16 protein-coding genes are annotated in these 14,262 nt (G+C 68.2%); 10 read left to right on the plus strand and 6 right to left on the minus strand.

What is annotated here, in order from left to right; translation table 11 throughout:
• Positions 1-23: 23 nt before the first annotated feature.
• Together ACGFJ2_RS05345 and ACGFJ2_RS05350 are read right to left on the minus strand one after the other, a co-directional pair.
• A complete protein-coding gene (locus tag ACGFJ2_RS05345; protein WP_357955804.1) occupies positions 24-950 on the minus strand; it encodes a 5'-nucleotidase in 927 nt (308 codons plus the stop codon).
• Positions 951-1,014: 64 nt separating this feature from the next.
• Positions 1,015-1,302, minus strand: coding sequence for a hypothetical protein (locus ACGFJ2_RS05350; protein ID WP_393464901.1), 288 nt, complete (start codon positions 1,300-1,302; stop codon positions 1,015-1,017).
• Between ACGFJ2_RS05350 and ACGFJ2_RS05355 the strand changes: the two genes are divergently transcribed.
• The 3 genes from ACGFJ2_RS05355 (at position 1,301) to ACGFJ2_RS05365 (ending at position 3,818) form a co-directional block, all read left to right on the plus strand.
• Complete coding sequence (locus ACGFJ2_RS05355; protein WP_393464904.1) at positions 1,301-1,645, plus strand: hypothetical protein; 345 nt, start codon at positions 1,301-1,303, stop codon at positions 1,643-1,645. The two genes, ACGFJ2_RS05350 and ACGFJ2_RS05355, sit on opposite strands and share 2 nt — an antisense overlap.
• 302 nt (positions 1,646-1,947) lie before the next feature.
• On the plus strand, positions 1,948-2,751 hold the full coding sequence (locus tag ACGFJ2_RS05360; RefSeq protein ID WP_393464907.1) for an SAM-dependent methyltransferase: 804 nt from the start codon (positions 1,948-1,950) through the stop codon (positions 2,749-2,751).
• A 116-nt stretch (positions 2,752-2,867) separates the two neighbouring features.
• On the plus strand, positions 2,868-3,818 hold the full coding sequence (locus ACGFJ2_RS05365) for a hypothetical protein (protein ID WP_393464910.1): 951 nt from the start codon (positions 2,868-2,870) through the stop codon (positions 3,816-3,818).
• Here the strand turns inward: ACGFJ2_RS05365 and ACGFJ2_RS05370 are convergent.
• Positions 3,718-5,790: a zinc ribbon domain-containing protein gene (locus tag ACGFJ2_RS05370; RefSeq protein WP_393464913.1), complete on the minus strand. Its 2,073-nt coding sequence runs from the start codon at positions 5,788-5,790 to the stop codon at positions 3,718-3,720. The genes ACGFJ2_RS05365 and ACGFJ2_RS05370 overlap by 101 nt on opposite strands.
• 254 nt (positions 5,791-6,044) lie before the next feature.
• On the opposite strand from ACGFJ2_RS05370, the gene ACGFJ2_RS05375 reads away from it, so the two are divergent.
• On the plus strand, positions 6,045-6,431 hold the full coding sequence (locus ACGFJ2_RS05375; protein WP_393464916.1) for a hypothetical protein: 387 nt from the start codon (positions 6,045-6,047) through the stop codon (positions 6,429-6,431).
• On the opposite strand, the gene ACGFJ2_RS05380 is transcribed toward ACGFJ2_RS05375, so the two are convergent.
• Positions 6,428-6,937 carry a TetR/AcrR family transcriptional regulator gene (locus ACGFJ2_RS05380; RefSeq protein WP_393464919.1) on the minus strand — a complete coding sequence of 170 codons (510 nt, stop codon included), beginning with the start codon at positions 6,935-6,937 and terminating at the stop codon, positions 6,428-6,430. The genes ACGFJ2_RS05375 and ACGFJ2_RS05380 overlap by 4 nt on opposite strands.
• Positions 6,938-7,014: 77 nt before the next feature.
• On the opposite strand from ACGFJ2_RS05380, the gene ACGFJ2_RS05385 reads away from it, so the two are divergent.
• Complete coding sequence (locus ACGFJ2_RS05385; RefSeq protein WP_393464922.1) at positions 7,015-7,812, plus strand: NAD(P)H-binding protein; 798 nt, start codon at positions 7,015-7,017, stop codon at positions 7,810-7,812.
• Positions 7,813-7,833: 21 nt separating this feature from the next.
• Here the strand turns inward: ACGFJ2_RS05385 and ACGFJ2_RS05390 are convergent, their stop codons facing one another.
• Positions 7,834-8,400 carry a DoxX family protein gene (locus tag ACGFJ2_RS05390; RefSeq protein ID WP_393464925.1) on the minus strand — a complete coding sequence of 189 codons (567 nt, stop codon included), beginning with the start codon at positions 8,398-8,400 and terminating at the stop codon, positions 7,834-7,836.
• Between the two features lie 244 nt (positions 8,401-8,644).
• Here ACGFJ2_RS05390 and ACGFJ2_RS05395 point away from each other — a divergent pair, with 244 nt between their 5' ends.
• Together ACGFJ2_RS05395 and ACGFJ2_RS05400 are read left to right on the plus strand one after the other, a co-directional pair.
• Positions 8,645-8,974 (plus strand): helix-turn-helix transcriptional regulator, encoded by a 330-nt coding sequence (locus ACGFJ2_RS05395; protein WP_357955785.1) that lies wholly within the window; start codon positions 8,645-8,647, stop codon positions 8,972-8,974.
• Entirely contained in the window at positions 8,971-9,939 is a 969-nt protein-coding gene (locus ACGFJ2_RS05400) for an HD domain-containing protein (RefSeq protein WP_357955783.1), read from the plus strand. The genes ACGFJ2_RS05395 and ACGFJ2_RS05400 overlap by 4 nt, the downstream gene beginning before the upstream one ends.
• Before the next feature lie 43 nt (positions 9,940-9,982).
• On the opposite strand, the gene ACGFJ2_RS05405 is transcribed toward ACGFJ2_RS05400, so the two are convergent.
• A complete protein-coding gene (locus tag ACGFJ2_RS05405) occupies positions 9,983-10,708 on the minus strand; it encodes an alpha/beta fold hydrolase (RefSeq protein WP_393464929.1) in 726 nt (241 codons plus the stop codon).
• 185 nt (positions 10,709-10,893) lie between these two features.
• Here ACGFJ2_RS05405 and ACGFJ2_RS05410 point away from each other — a divergent pair, with 185 nt between their 5' ends.
• From ACGFJ2_RS05410 to ACGFJ2_RS05420, 3 genes are all read left to right on the plus strand, one after another.
• Positions 10,894-11,715, plus strand: a complete 822-nt coding sequence (locus ACGFJ2_RS05410; RefSeq protein WP_393464932.1) for a helix-turn-helix domain-containing protein — start codon at positions 10,894-10,896, stop codon at positions 11,713-11,715.
• Between the two features lie 207 nt (positions 11,716-11,922).
• Positions 11,923-13,410 (plus strand): hypothetical protein, encoded by a 1,488-nt coding sequence (locus tag ACGFJ2_RS05415; protein ID WP_393464935.1) that lies wholly within the window; start codon positions 11,923-11,925, stop codon positions 13,408-13,410.
• Between the two features lie 98 nt (positions 13,411-13,508).
• Entirely contained in the window at positions 13,509-14,213 is a 705-nt protein-coding gene (locus ACGFJ2_RS05420) for a hypothetical protein (RefSeq protein WP_393464938.1), read from the plus strand.
• Positions 14,214-14,262 lie beyond the last annotated feature (49 nt).

Here is a 14,262-nt window from a genome sequence, read left to right on the forward strand (position 1 = left end):
CGGTGCACGGCCAGGCCTCCTGGCTAGCGGACGGTGACGCGGTCGCCCAGTGGCGCCGTCACCGGCGAATGGGCGACCAGGTAGGACGCGAGCGCCCCGGTGTCGTCGGCACCGCTCGTGTACGTGGTCGTCCCCTCCCAGCGCGGCCAGCCGTCGAAGCCGGCGATGAGGCTCCAGCCGCCCGCGACCTTGATCTCCTGCGTGGCGGTCACCGGAACCCCGTCGAGCGTCATCGACAGGACCTTCCCGCTACCGAGGGTGTAGCGCAGCCCGGCCGACGGGGTCAGCACGGTGCCCGCCGGGTTGGGTGTGGCCAGCAGCTTCTTGAGCTGGCCGCCGGTCATCGTCTGCACGTTGATGGCCAGCCCGGCGGGTTGCGCGTTCCACAACTGCTCGAAGCCGATCGGTCCGGCGGGCAGGTCCGCTTTGACGACGTACCTGTTGACGAGCGCGACCTGCGCGCCGGACCTGGCCCGCACCGACTCGAGCTGCGCGTCGGCCGCCAGTTCGGCCAGCGGGCCGCCGCTCGCCGTGCGGGTGATGTCCTCGGCGGCGACGCCGAACGTCTCCCCGTCTGGCGGAGTGCCGCACTTGAAGTAGTAGAGGGCGTTGGACCGCAGGCCGTCAGGCTGGTTGATCTCGATCTGGACCGCGTAGTCACGCGAGTCCGGCGCCCATTCCCACGTGACGGTCTCCAGCACGGCCTGGTAGACGGCGCCGCGTTCGGCGGGTATGACGAGCGTCTTCCACTCCTGGGCGCCGACGAGGCGATACTCGATCGTCTGCGCGCCCGCGGGCAGCCCCTCGAAGTAGCCGTGGACGTCGAAGGTGACCGGGCACTTCGACGCGGTGGTGCGCTCGAAGACGATGTCCAGCTTGCTCACCACGTTCGTCGTGGCGGCCGAGGCGGCTGGTGCCCCCGTGGCGAGGACGCCGAGAACCAGAGCCACGACGGCCACCAGCCCCCCGAGACGACGTCCTGCCGAAGTCCATAAACCCACAGGCATTCCCTTCTCATGATCTTCGTAGCGGACAAGCGACATGTGTCGCGGGCTTGATCGTCCACGCCTTCGCAGAATCACGATGGCCGGGCGCCGTCACGCGAAGGCGGTTGAGGATGTCGAAGCCGACATGGGAGTCGAGCACACTTTCCCTACCAGGCACGAAACCGACACACTTGTGGATGCGATCAGCCATTAAATCGAACACTATATCGAGATCATTCTCGCGCGCCAGCCCCCAAGTGGCGATGTCCCCGATGGCGGCCGCTGCCTCACCGGTGGAGTCATCGAGTGGAGACATGACCGACGGTGATCGCAGCCGAAGTTCGGCCGTGCTGGGACATGCTGGGGTCATGACTGGTGATCAGGTGGCTGCGGCTGTCCGTGCTTTGATCAATCGATACGACCCCGAAGGACTGCTGGGCATGGGGGCGCCTGAAGACGAATACGACCCCGAGGTGGGTGATCTCGCCGCTCTCGTGCGTGGTGGAGAGAAGATCACCGCTGATGCTGTCAGCTCCATTTGGAACCGATGGTTCGATGATGTCTCCGATTGGTGCACCCGGCAGCCTGAGCAGGTTCGGGAGGTCGCGGCCGCGCTGGAGAGACTTCGTGGTCAACGACAGCGCTCAGATCTTCCCTGATGGCAGACGCGTTCTGGAACAGCGGAACGCCGCTGAAATGGACAGCGGGCCGTCTCGACGGTTCTGCCGACGGCGCCCGGGCGGCGGGCGGCGGGTGGGATCGACCTGGCGATCTCAGCGAGACGGCTGAAGCTTCTGACTAGATTCGCGTGTGCCGTGTAAAGATATTGGTCAATGTCCTATGCGTCCTGGTCGAGAAGATCGATATGCTTCGGTGGACTCGCCGGTCGACCAGCGCTTGGCGCGCTCTGTCGATGTTTGCGCTAATTTCAGGGAAATGATCTAGGAGATGGAGGCCGTTCATGACGGAGCACGGCGCAAGCGGACCTAGCGGCATCGACGTCACCAGGCCGAGCGTCGCCCGGATGTACGACTACTACTTAGGGGGCAAGGACAACTTCGAGATCGACCGGGAAGCCGTACGCCGGGTCGAGAAGGCCATGCCAGAGGTCCGCCAGCTGGCCCTGGAGAACCGGGCGTTCCTGCGCCGTGCGGTACGCCACATGGCAAGGCAGGGTATTCGGCAGTTCATCGACATCGGGTCCGGCCTGCCCACGGTCGGCAACACGCACGAGATCGCCCAGGAGATCATCCCCGACGCCCGTGTCGTCTACGTCGACAACGACCCCGTCGTGCTGCAACACGGCCGCGCCCTGCTCGCGACCGACCAGAACACCACCGTGGCCGCCGCCGACATGCGGCGCCCCGCCGAGGTCCTCGAACACCCGCATACCGTCAAGCTCCTCGACTTCAGCCAGCCGATAGGCGTCCTGATGATCGCTATGGTGCACTTCCTGACCATGGACGAGCGGGACGCGGTCATGACCCAGCTGCGCGACTCCCTGCCGTCCGGCAGCTATCTCACGATGACCCACGTCACCCGCGACGGTCACCTGGCGGATGCGGTGGCCGCGATCGAGGCTGTTTACGCGGCCACGCCGACGCCGATCTACTTCCGTGAGCACGCGGAGGTCGCACGCTTCTTCGAGGGATTCGAGCTGGTGCCTCCCGGCCTGGTCACCATCGACACCTGGCACCCCGACCCGGACGACCTGGCCCCCGAGGCCACGCGATGGCTCTATGGGGGCGTCGGCCGCAAGCCGTAACCCGTGATCGCGGCCTGAGCGCATCACCGTGCTTCCGCCCCGGGATTATCTGTCCGGACTTCTAGGCTTACGTGAGCGTTCATGGCTCGGTTAGTGTGAGCCGGTGTGATCACGAGGTGTTCTCTCCCCGTTCGTGGCTAGCCGCCGCGCTCATCGGCGCCGTGCTCAGTACGGCCATCGCCGTCCCGGCCGGCGCAACCTCCTCTCCCGCCAAGGTCACCGATCCCGTACGCCACGTCGATCCGCTGATCGGATCGGCCAACGGCGGCAACACCTACCCCGGCGCCGTCCTGCCGTTCGGGATGATCTCGTGGAGCCCGACCAACACGGCGGGCGACCAGACCAACGCCGCAGGCGCCAACGGCTACTCCTACAACACCCCCCGCGTGAGAGGCTTCGCACTCACCCACGTCAACGGCGCGGGGTGCCATCCGGGGGCCGCGGGCGACGTCCCGATCATGCCGTTCGCCGGCCCGATCACGTCCTCACCGACCGCGGACACGACAGACGCGATCTACGCGAGCACCTTCAGCCACGACAACGAGAGCGCACGGCCCGGCCGATACACGGTCACGCTGGACTCCGGCGTCAAGACCGACCTCGCGGTCACCACCCGCGCGGGTATGGGCGAGTTCACCTTCCCCAAAGGCTCACCCGCCAGCCTGCTGTTCCGGGTGTCCAACTCACACAACGGCAGCGAGAACGCCGAGATCACGATCGACCCCGCCACCCGTGCGGTCACCGGCTCGGTGCTGACCGGCGCCTTCTGCGGCCGCAGGGCCAACGGCGGCGTCAACAACCGCAAGAGCTACTACCGGCTGCACTTCGCGGCCTCCTTCGACCGCGCCTTCTCCGGCACCGGCACCTGGGTGAACGGCGACCTGCGCCCCGGCACCACGACGGCCGCCGGCGGCGAGGGCTACGCCACCGGCGCCGACCGGGCCGGCCGCGGCTCCGGCGGGTACGTCACCTTCGCCGACGCCGATGTCCGCATGAAGATCGGCATCTCCTACACCAGCGTCTTGAATTCTCTGTGGTTCCCTGGAGGAATCCGGCAACTCGGATAGGCGTGGCCTGGCCTGGGCCGTTCCCGTGCTCGATGTGCATGAGCACGGGGGTGGCTTTAGCGTGGTGGAAGCCGGTCCGATGGTGAGAATTCCTGACATGACCTGTCCGGTACGGCTGGTGCCGTCCCGGCTTGGGTGCATGGCCCGCCGGACGCTGTCCACCGCCGATGGGCGGTGGGGCGGGCACCGTGCGCCGGTCGGGCACACGGCTGGACGTCATCGAGTTGTTTCGTGCGGTGGCTGAGGCGCGGGTGGGCCGTTTCGGGGTGGGACGCCTCTTGGCTCTGTCCCGCGCTGCCGGTCGGGGGTGCAGATCGGTTCGGGTGCGGCGGGCGCGGCGGGCCGCCCGGGTGGGCCTGCGCGTTCGGCGGGCGCGGGCCACGTTGCCCTCCACGATGGCGTGGATGGTGCGCACCCCGGTGGAACGGTGGGTGCGGGTAGCCTTCTGGCCGAGCAGGCCACGGGAGACGATCCGCTCGGCCGCTGCCCAGTCCCGATCACACGACAGGCCACAGGCCGGGCAGTAAGCCCACCTCCAGCCCCGCTCGCCGAGTCGGTCCGGAGCCGGGCAATGCCGGAGCACCGACGTGCCCTCCCCGCACCGGGGGCAGTACCGGGAAGTCCCACGCGCCGCGACCGTGACCACCGCGATGGCGTACTTGGCCGCCAGATGCCGGATCGCCTCGACGATCCGCCCGCGCACCTGCCCCGACAGGCGCGCGTTCACCCTGGCCCGGCACCCGCGCGCCTCCAAGGTGGCCAGATCCTCCACATAAATGACCGTCGCCCCCGCGGCGGCGGCCTGATCGACCGCCCACCGCGCCGCCGACCAGGCCAGTGCCTTGTTCAGATTGCGGATACGGGCGCACAGCCGCTCATGCTCGACATTGAGGCTCTGGCAGGCCGTACGCGACGCGGCGTAGCGGGGATCGGCGGGCGTGATCCCGGCTAGGAGCCTTTGCAGGTGCCGGTGCTTGGCGGCCAGGTGTTCACGCTCGCCGCGCAGCCGGTGCAGCTTGGCCGACACACCGCTCGCATCGTAGACCAGCGGCCGCCCATCACTGATCACTCGGCCGTCGGCCAGACGCCCCGTCACGCCGACCAGCAGCCCGTTGAGGCCCCAGTCGAAGCCGCACCCGACCCGATGACCGGTAGCGGGCGCGAAGCCGACCGGGATCTGGAACGGCAGATCGACGCGCACCCGGCCCTTGCTCACCCGCACGGTGGGAGCGCACAACGAAGCCTCCGCCGGGACGGTCGGCGGCAGCGCGACCGGCAGCACATGCCACGCCCAGTCCCGACCGGAGGCGGGGAACTCGACCAGCGGAAGCCGCACCCACAGCCGGGCGCTGCGGCCGTCGGTGCGCTCCAGGGTGAGCAGTTGCCGGTCGGCCGCCGCCAGCACGACCTGCGCCGCAACGTTCGGCGGCTCCTCCAGTTCGGTCAGATCGGCTGGGAACGCGCCATGCGCGTCGAGGTAGGCGCGAACCTGCCGGGTCCGGTTCCGGATGTCGGCCGCCGTCACCCCGTCCGGCAGCAGCGCACGCAACGCGTCCCATTCGACGCCCGTACGTGCACCCGGGTCGTGCGGCCAGGTGGCCACGATCGCCGCCACCAGACGGCGCCGGTGCAGCGCCAGCCGCAACAAGCGAGCGGCCTGCTCCTGGGCGCACCGCAGCACCCGATCACCGACGTACACGCCCAAGGGCGGGCCCACACCCCAGCCCAGCCGCCGAACAGCCATCCAGCCCTTCGATGGCAACACCCGCCCGTCCAGCCCCACCCCGGACCCCAAAGAGTCCAGATCAGCCGCATTCCACCGGGCCACCACCAAACGGGCGGTCACATCGCATGCCAGAGCGGCCAGCCAGGCCGCCCGCCGCACCAGCAGCGCCTGCGCGACGACCTCACCACTCGCCTCCACCACGGCGGCACGGACGGTGCAGGGAGCGGTCGCGGTGAGCCTACTCACCCACCGCCCCCATCAGGACAGGGGTGACCAGGCGGCATCGACGCGTGTACCGCACTACCTGGAGCCCAACCTGCACCCCGCCCACCCCCCGCCGCCACAATATGTGACCGTAACGCTACCAAGAGTTGACGACTTTGGGTAGAACACTTGAGCGATACACGCCCGCCGGATGCCGATCCATCCCGCGGATCACATTCCACGCACACAGCACGGACCACGAACCCAGAACAGAATCCCAGGCTTTCGCAGCGAATATGAAGAACGGTTCAACACTGCGCGGCCAGCGCACCTACCTCACGCCAGGCCGCTACCAGGCCCTCGACCTGCTGGTCACGGCCGTGAACGGCGACCAGCAGATCGAGCTCACGATCACCTACGCGGACGGCACAACCTCCACGGCCCCGCTCAAGGTGACCGACTGGGCCGGCGCCGCACCCCACTTCGGCGAGGAGGCGGCACTCACGGCCGACACCCGCTACAACGTCAACGGCCGCAAGGTGACCATCTGGCGGGTGTCGGTAGCCGCCGACGCGATCCGCGAGGCGGTCTCGTTCACCAGCCCCGTGGCGCCGAACGTCAAGATCTTCGCACTCACGACCCGCGTCGCCGCCCCCGATCGCCAACCGCGGCGGCAAGGCTAACGCCGGTCGAGGCCGTCGAGCATGAGCGGGAGGAAGCGCTTCGGGATGACATCCGGGTGGCAGGCGAACACGGTGAGCAGCTCCATGAGGTCGTCCGTACCGACATCTGACCGCAGCGCGCCGTCCGCCTGCGCCAGCCGTACCAGCTCATCAAGCCGACGCACCAGCGCCTGCCTCGCCTGCGGCGCGGTGGTCCCGGCCAGCGCGGCCGCGATGGCGCCGCGGCCCTTCTCCACGCTGTAGACGACGAAGGTGCGAATGGCCGACCACGCGTCAGGCTCGGCTGCCACGGCGCGGTCGAGGGCGTCCATGAGCTCGTGAACATACTGCTCCGCCAGGGCCGCGAGGAGCGCGCCGCGGTCGGGGAAGCGGCGGTAGAGCGTGCCGACGCCGACCCCGGCCCGGCGGGCGATCAGCTCCATCGGCGCGTCCGCGCCGCGCTCGGCCACAGCGTCGCGGGCCGCCTCCAGGATTCTGTCCCGGTTGCGGCGGGCATCGGCGCGCATTGAACTCCCATTGAAGTGGACGGCAGGCTTCCGCTTAGTATACAACCGGAAGCTGATATTCCACTTAGGAGGTTGCGGTGATCGTGGTGACGGGTGCGACGGGCACGATCGGGCGCGCGTTGGTCGAGGAACTCGGCGGTGCGGTGCGAGCCGTCGTGCGGCGCGCGGAACAGGGCGAGGAACTGAGATGCGAGTACGTGGTCGGCGACCTGGAACGGCCGGAGAGCATCCCGATCGAGCCGGGTGACAGGCTCTTCCTCAACAGCGCGCTGTGGCCGGGCTTCGTGGCAGCGCACAAGGCGGTCGTCGATCACGCGGCGGCCACGGGAGTGGCGCAGGTGGTGACCGTGTCCGTGCGCGGCGTGACGTCGAGCAGCCTGCTCGGGTTCGGCATGCACGGGCAGGTCGACGAGCATCTTAAGGCGTCGGGGGTGCCGTGGTCGATCCTGGCGCCCGTCGGCTTCATGCAGAATCTCGCGGGCGACGTCGACCAGGAGGGGCGGATCTTCGGCTCGTACGGCAGAGGCAGGGTCGGCTACATCGACGCGCGGGACATCGCGGCGGTGGCGGCCGTGTTGCTCACGCGTCCCGTCGGCGCCGACGCCACGTACGAGCTCACCGGCCCGGTGGCGCCTACGCACGACGAGATCGCCGCCGAGCTCACCCGGGCACTCGGCCGGACCGTACGTTACGTGGACCAGTTGGTCGAGGACGCCGCCGTTCACCTGGAGAAGCGCGGCATGCCCGCCCAAGCGGCCCGTGACCTGGCCGAACTCATGGCCCAGATCGGGGACGGGCGCTGGGCGAGCACGACCACGACCGTGGCCGACATCCTGGGCCGCGAACCGCGTTCGCTCCGGGAGTTCCTCGGGTAGCCGTGCGCGCCGGCGGAGTGATCAGAACTGGACGTTGGTCATCGTGTACCACGTCGGAGCGAAAGCCAGCAGGGCCAGCACGCCGAGGACCGCCGACGACTTGAGTACGCGTGAGGTGGTGATGGTCGCGGGCGCGATGGGCCTCAGCTTCCACCGTCCGACCGCGATGAACGCCGCGACGCCGCCCAGCAAGACATTCGCCGGCACCAATGCGTATTCGCCGCGGCTGATGTGAAAACCAGCCGCGAGGATCATCGTCAGTGCCAGGCCCGCGGCGGCGAGCGGCGTCAGCTTCGGTTTGACTCCCGTCATCGCCGGCAGGATCAGGCCGACGCCGCCCAGTACCTCACAGACCCCGATGAAGACGATCAGGGGCTGCGGCACGGCGGCGTACCAAGCCACGGCCCGGGGCGCCGCCGCATACAGGGCTCCGTCGTACAGCAGCACTTTGCCGAAACCGCTGCCGGCGAAGAAGAAGCCGAACAACGCTTGAAGCGACCAGAGTGCGCCGTTGAGCGTGAACCTCATTCCGCGCCCCTTGGGTTGCTGCTGAATGTCCTTGACGCTGTCGCTTACGTGCTGGCCCATGTCCTGTCACTGCCTTTCTCATCGGGTTGGTGCTGGTACGTGGTGACAGGACTCATCCGACCACCGCGGCAAGGTCGCGCGCGGCGTCCGTGGGACACGGTGGGACACGCGAGATGCGGTCCAGCTGCGAAAACAGGAATTTGTGCCGTGGCCGCGGGCTGGGACGGCTCTCGTGGCGCGCGGTACATGGTTGTCACCCGCGAGGTAATGTCACAGTCCGTGCTGGATATCTAGAGTTCTACACATGACGAATGGTCCGCGGATGACCCTGCAGACGATGCTCGTGCTGGAAGAGATGCTGTCCGACCCGACCAAGCGCCGCTACGGGCTGGAACTGTGTGAGAAGACCGCTCAGCCCAGCGGCACCATCTACCCGATCCTGGCCAGGCTGGAGCGCGAATTCGGCTGGATCGAGCGCCACAAGGAGTCCGCGGCCGAGCACCTGGCGCAGGGCCGCCGCGCCCGCTACTACTACACGCTGACCGAGGAGGGCGCTCTCCGGGCTCGCGCCGCCCTCGAGCGAGCCGAGCGGTCCCGCGGACCCGCCGTGAACCTCCGGCCGGTGACGTCATGACCGGCTTGCTGGAGCCGCTGCTGGCTCGGCTGCCCGCCGAATCGACGGCTGTGGAGCGTGGCCGGATTCAGCGTGCTTACGAGTTCGCCGCCCGTTGCCATGAGGGCCAGGTGCGCAAGAGCGGTGACCCGTACATCACCCACCCCGTCGCCGTGGCGGAGATCGCGATCGACGCCGGTCTGGACTGCGCCACTGTCTGCGCCGCCCTGCTCCACGATGTCATCGAGGACACCGGATGTGACGCCGCACAGCTCCGCGCGGAGTTCGGCGACGAGATCACCACGCTGGTCCAGAGCATGACCGAGCTCGACCACAGGCACGATCAGGCGGCCATCGACGCCGCGGACAACCGCGTCCTCGCCCTGAAGGTGCTCGACCGGCTGCACAACATGCGCACCATCCAGCACCTCGACCAGGACAAACAGCGGCTGAAGAGCAAGCAGACGCTGGACATCATCGCACCGCTCGCCGGGCACCTCGGCCTGCGCGCCATCGCGGACGAACTCGAATCGATCGCCCGCGGCCGCCTGACCCACCTGCTCGGGGACACCGGCGCGAGGTACCAGGTGCTCGTCCTCAGCGCGCTGCTTCTCCCGGCGGCGGTGAGAGCGAGCTATGTGGACGAATGGCTCGGCGAGCTCGACGTGCTGGGGGACCCGCGGGCCCGCACCCGCTTCGCGCTCAGGCTGGCTCTCGGCATGCCCGCTCTGGCTCTGACCCTGCGCCGCCCCATACGGCACATGCCGGCCGATCATCTGCTGTCCGTTCTCCGTTGGATCCTACGGACGGACCTGCGCACCTGGACCCCACTGACCGTCTTGCTCGGCTGGATGATCGTGGAAACCGTCCGGAACAGCCTCGGCGCCGCCATAGCCATCCTGATCACGGTGCCTCCCGCCCTCCACGCCGGCGTCACCCGCCTACGCACGAAGCTCGGTCTTGATCAACCAGCCGAGCCCACCTGAGGGCGGTTATCGCTCTGCCCGCGTCTACCGTCTGCGGGGCGGGTCAGCCGAGCTTGAGCAGCAGTTCGGTGAGCTCGGCCGGCATGGTGATCATGCAGTCGTGGCCCGTCTCCAGTTCCCACACCTGTGCCGGGCTGCCGTTGGGCTGGATCGCTGGGACGGGCCGCCGCTTGATGCCCTCCGGTGCGCGGGCGACGCAGTGAATGTGCGTCCGCGCGATCGTGCGTACGGCCGGATTGTCCAGCCGGACCCGTTGCCGGAAGCAGAGCACCGGCTGATCCGACAACATCGTCCGCAGCCACGCCACGTCCGCCGGTTCGGTGACCCCGAACAGACCCAGGGGCGGCGGCAACTCGGGCATCGGCGGGATCCGCCACCCGACACCGGACTCCGCGGCGCGGTCGATGAGGGTCTGGGTCATGGGATGCACATCCAGCGCGCTCTCGCCGTCCTCCGGGACCATCGCGTCGAGATAGACCAGATGGGTGATCCGATCCGGGATCCGATTGGCGGCGGACGAGATGACCAGCCCGGCGTAGCTGTGGCCCACCAGGATCACGTCGGTGAGGCCCTCCTCGACGATCAGCCTGACGATGTCGTCGACGTGCGTGTCCAGCCCCACCTCGGGGCCGAGCAGATGCGCCTTGTCGCCGAAGCCGGTCAGCGACGGCGCGACCACCCGATGCCCGGCCGATGCCAGCAACGGGACCACCCGCTCCCAGCATTGCCCGCTGTGCCAGGCCCCGTGTACCAGCAAATATGTTGACATGGTGTAGCTCCTTGCTCGCGAAAGGGACCACCGGCCGAGATCGCCGGTGTTCGTGCCGGAGGTGAGATCCGGTGTTCGTGCCGGAAGTGAGATTTCCGCTCATCCGCTGACGGAGCCATCGCCCCCGCGATCCTGGGGGTGACAGGACCAGGCACGCACGAAGGTGCGCGAACTACCGTGGGGACATGAGCGACGAATCCAACCTTCTTGGCGATTACGTACGCGCCCGCCGAGAGCTCGTCACTCCTGAACAGGCCGGCATCCCCTCGGTGGGCGTACGGCGCGTGTCGGGCCTGCGCCGGGAGGAGGTCGCGATGCTCGCCGGCATCAGCGCCGACTACTACCTGCGCCTGGAGCAGGGCCGCGACCGCAACCCCTCCACGCAGGTCCTCGAGTCGCTCGCCCGCGTGCTGCAACTCGACGACGACGCGACGGCCTACCTGCTACGCCTCGGGGCGGACAAGCCCCGGCGGCGTCGGCGGCGCTCCCGGAAGGAGACCGTCCCTCCGGGCGTCGCCAAGCTCGTCGTCACGCTTGCGCTCCCCGCGTACGTGGAGGGCCGCTACTTCGACGTCCTCGCCGCCAACGCACTGGCGACCGCTCTGTCGCCGCGACTCGTGGCGGGGGGCAACCGCCTGCGGGACGTGTTCCTCGACCCCGCCGAGCAGGCCCTCTACCCAGACTGGGAGGACGCCGCGCAGGGCATGGTCGCCGGCTTCCGCGAGTCCGTCGGCACCGACACGGACGACCCCCGATTCATCGAACTCGTCGGCGAGCTCTCCCTCGCCAGCCCTCGCTTCAGCAGGCTCTGGGCCCGCCATGACGTGAACACGTGCGAAGGCACACCCAAGCACATCGACCACCCCCAGCTCGGTGGCCTGTGGCTGAACCGGGAGAGACTGGCCGTCAGCGGCGCGACAGGCCAGACACTAGTCGTCCTCCACCCGGACCCCGGCACCGACAGCGCCGACAAGCTGGCGCTCCTCGCGTCCGTCATGCGGCCATGACCCGCCCATGCCCAGCCGCTCGGCCGGGCGCAGGTGATGCCACTTTCCGCACGGACGTCCTGGGATTCCGGGAATCTGGGCAGAGGACGGTTAAGCATCAGTTTGTCCGATGTTTTCTGCGCTACCGTGCGTCCTGCTCCGTACTCGTGTGCGCGACGGTAGTGACATGGCCAGCCACGGCGTCATCACCTCAGGGGTCCACATCTGATGTACTTCATCCATCGCGACTGGGAAGCTGGGCCGCTGTGCAAGAGAGTCCGGCACGTGCCCGGCCTCACCGTCCTTGAGTGGTTTCGCCGCTTGTGGGAGCCGGACGGCCTCGATCGGGCGCACTCCGACCTGAACGACGCACCCTACGAGTTGGAACGGCTGAGGGAATGCGGCGACACTCCTCCTGAGGACATGGTCGAACTACGCCGCCGGATTCGGATGCAGCTGTGGGCCGACAATGAGCTGCACATCGATGCCCACAGCATCCGCATCAGCAGTATGGGCACGAATCTGGAAGAAGCGTTCTACTTCGTCGACGACGCCCGTGTCGCTGAGCAGCCGGACCGCTGGGCCTACCCCGTCCACCCCTCTTGGCCGCTGCCCGACGCCGTTGCTCCCGGCCCGACGCCGTTCGTCGCGCCCTTCCCCTGCGCGGAGCTCGCCACCTCAACAGCCGGCGATGTTGGCACCACCTACTTGCTGTTCACTGCTCTAAATGCCAGGCACGACACCCTTGGCTGGGATCGGACTTACGCCTTTCCCGGTGTGCGACTGCCTCAACTCGGCGCCGCACTGCGCCGGCCCATCCAGAATCTGGACACCTGGCCCGGCCACCTCCTCGATCTCAGAGCATTGGTAGCCCCGGACGAAGACGGCATCGCACCTGCCCTCGAACGTCTCAACCGTTTCGCCGGCGAAGCCAGAGATTTCCCTGAGCCGCACGACCAGGCGCACCAGACGGCGCTGGAACACCTGCGCAGCTTCACCCCCGACAACGGTCGTCTGCCCGAGCGGACACTCATCCAGGTCGGCGAGCACCTGGCGCAGATGGCCCTTCACACGGACTTCAACGGCCATCGGCCCTGGTACATCTTCGACGACATCTGGGCTAGTGCCCACCCCGACCTGGCCGCCTCTCTTATCCACTACGCCTACCACTGGGACCCCGGCTGCACGCGTAAGCACGGGTGGATGATGCCCTGCGCGCACGAGGAGTACCTGGATCTCCACCTGCGCTGGGCAGACCGCGTCCGCGACTACGAGCCCTACGACGAACCGTTGGTGACCGAGCTGACCGGCTTGCGCAGCGTGGCTGAACTACGCCATCAAATCTTCCAGAACACCGGCACCGGCAAGCAGCGCCTCCTGCTGGTCCTCGATCAGGACCATCGGCGCGAGCTGTTCGGTGTCATCGGCGCCGTTCTGGGGCATCCGACCCCTGACGCCTGCGAACTCCGCTATATCCACCTGGTCGAGCCCCGCCATGCGGAGCTGTCCGCTCGGCTGATCAAGGCGCTCTGCTTCGAACTGCGGAAAGAGGGCTACACCAGCCTCGTCCTCAGGCAACCCCCGACCGCGCTGTGCCAGAAACGGCTGAGACCGGTCACCTCGCGCGGCACCTCGCCCACCAGCCGAGTGATCCCCTTGACCGACTTCCACCTACCCGACGACTACGCCTGGCGGGCGGATCCGTTCCTCCTCTGAATCCGACGAAGGGCCGTCCGAGAGCGGCTCTTGTCGGGAGAGTAAGGTAGGGATCTTCGGCTGGCTCATGCTTCCGGAGCCCTCAAAGGCGTACGCCCATGAAGCACCTCTCCCAGACGCTCACCGGTCTTCGTCTCGACGCAGCGCTGAAGGGCGTGGCCACCACCTTCCGTGGCATGACCGCCCGCCCCGACGAGCGCAACTGCGAGTGCCATTGGGGCAGCGCGGAAGACCTCGCTCGTCTGAAGGTGCCGGACGTGTGGCTGAGCCTCGACCTTCTGGGGCGCACCTTGAGGGCCACCGACTGGGATGACCACGGATCGGTGCTGCGCCGCATCCTGCCCCAGCTGGCGTCCGACCTCGTCGACGGTTACGTGGAGAATTTGTCCGGCATGGAGGAGATTGGTCGCTCATTCGTTCGTGGTCAGTGGCGGGATTGGCCCGCGGAGCAGGTATCGGAGATCTGGGCATTCCTGCACGCGTGGTGGACGTACAGCCTCACCACATCCGAGATCGCCGTGCCCGCGCATGAGGTGCTCGTGCTGTGCACCGAGGCGTCTGGCACGCTCGATCCGTGGCTGGCCGCTTGGGAGGCGGTGGCCCACCCCGTCGCCGACCAGCGCCTGTCTGAAGCGGTGGCCCACTGGGAGTCCGACTTGCTGGCCGACCGGCTCCCTTGGGATGCCTGGGACGACGGGGAGAACAAGCGCGCCACACTGTCCGCCTGGCTGGTCCGGCACGCGCCCGCGCGCCTGCGGGCCCATGGAGTCCCGAGCAACTGGTCCACCGAGTACGGCCGCTGACAGGCGTCGTCCATTGGCGCTGGGTCGGATGAGATCGCTCCGCCAAAAT

It is taken from the genome of Nonomuraea sp. NPDC049028, from assembly GCF_043197735.1.
GTDB lineage: Bacteria > Actinomycetota > Actinomycetes > Streptosporangiales > Streptosporangiaceae > Nonomuraea.

What these genes read in the sequence shown, in the direction of transcription:
- ACGFJ2_RS05355 (WP_393464904.1), top strand. Translation starts at nt 1,301, where the DNA reads ATGACCGACGGTGATCGCAGCCGAAGTTCGGCCGTGCTGGGACATGCT.
- ACGFJ2_RS05350 (WP_393464901.1), bottom strand. Translation starts at nt 1,302, where the DNA reads ATGTCTCCACTCGATGACTCCACCGGTGAGGCAGCGGCCGCCATCGGG.
- ACGFJ2_RS05390 (WP_393464925.1), bottom strand. Translation starts at nt 8,400, where the DNA reads ATGGGCCAGCACGTAAGCGACAGCGTCAAGGACATTCAGCAGCAACCC.
- ACGFJ2_RS05375 (WP_393464916.1), top strand. Translation starts at nt 6,045, where the DNA reads ATGAAGAACGGTTCAACACTGCGCGGCCAGCGCACCTACCTCACGCCA.
- ACGFJ2_RS05415 (WP_393464935.1), top strand. Translation starts at nt 11,923, where the DNA reads ATGTACTTCATCCATCGCGACTGGGAAGCTGGGCCGCTGTGCAAGAGA.
- ACGFJ2_RS05420 (WP_393464938.1), top strand. Translation starts at nt 13,509, where the DNA reads ATGAAGCACCTCTCCCAGACGCTCACCGGTCTTCGTCTCGACGCAGCG.
- ACGFJ2_RS05410 (WP_393464932.1), top strand. Translation starts at nt 10,894, where the DNA reads ATGAGCGACGAATCCAACCTTCTTGGCGATTACGTACGCGCCCGCCGA.
- ACGFJ2_RS05380 (WP_393464919.1), bottom strand. Translation starts at nt 6,937, where the DNA reads ATGCGCGCCGATGCCCGCCGCAACCGGGACAGAATCCTGGAGGCGGCC.
- ACGFJ2_RS05395 (WP_357955785.1), top strand. Translation starts at nt 8,645, where the DNA reads ATGACGAATGGTCCGCGGATGACCCTGCAGACGATGCTCGTGCTGGAA.
- ACGFJ2_RS05405 (WP_393464929.1), bottom strand. Translation starts at nt 10,708, where the DNA reads ATGTCAACATATTTGCTGGTACACGGGGCCTGGCACAGCGGGCAATGC.
- ACGFJ2_RS05360 (WP_393464907.1), top strand. Translation starts at nt 1,948, where the DNA reads ATGACGGAGCACGGCGCAAGCGGACCTAGCGGCATCGACGTCACCAGG.
- ACGFJ2_RS05400 (WP_357955783.1), top strand. Translation starts at nt 8,971, where the DNA reads ATGACCGGCTTGCTGGAGCCGCTGCTGGCTCGGCTGCCCGCCGAATCG.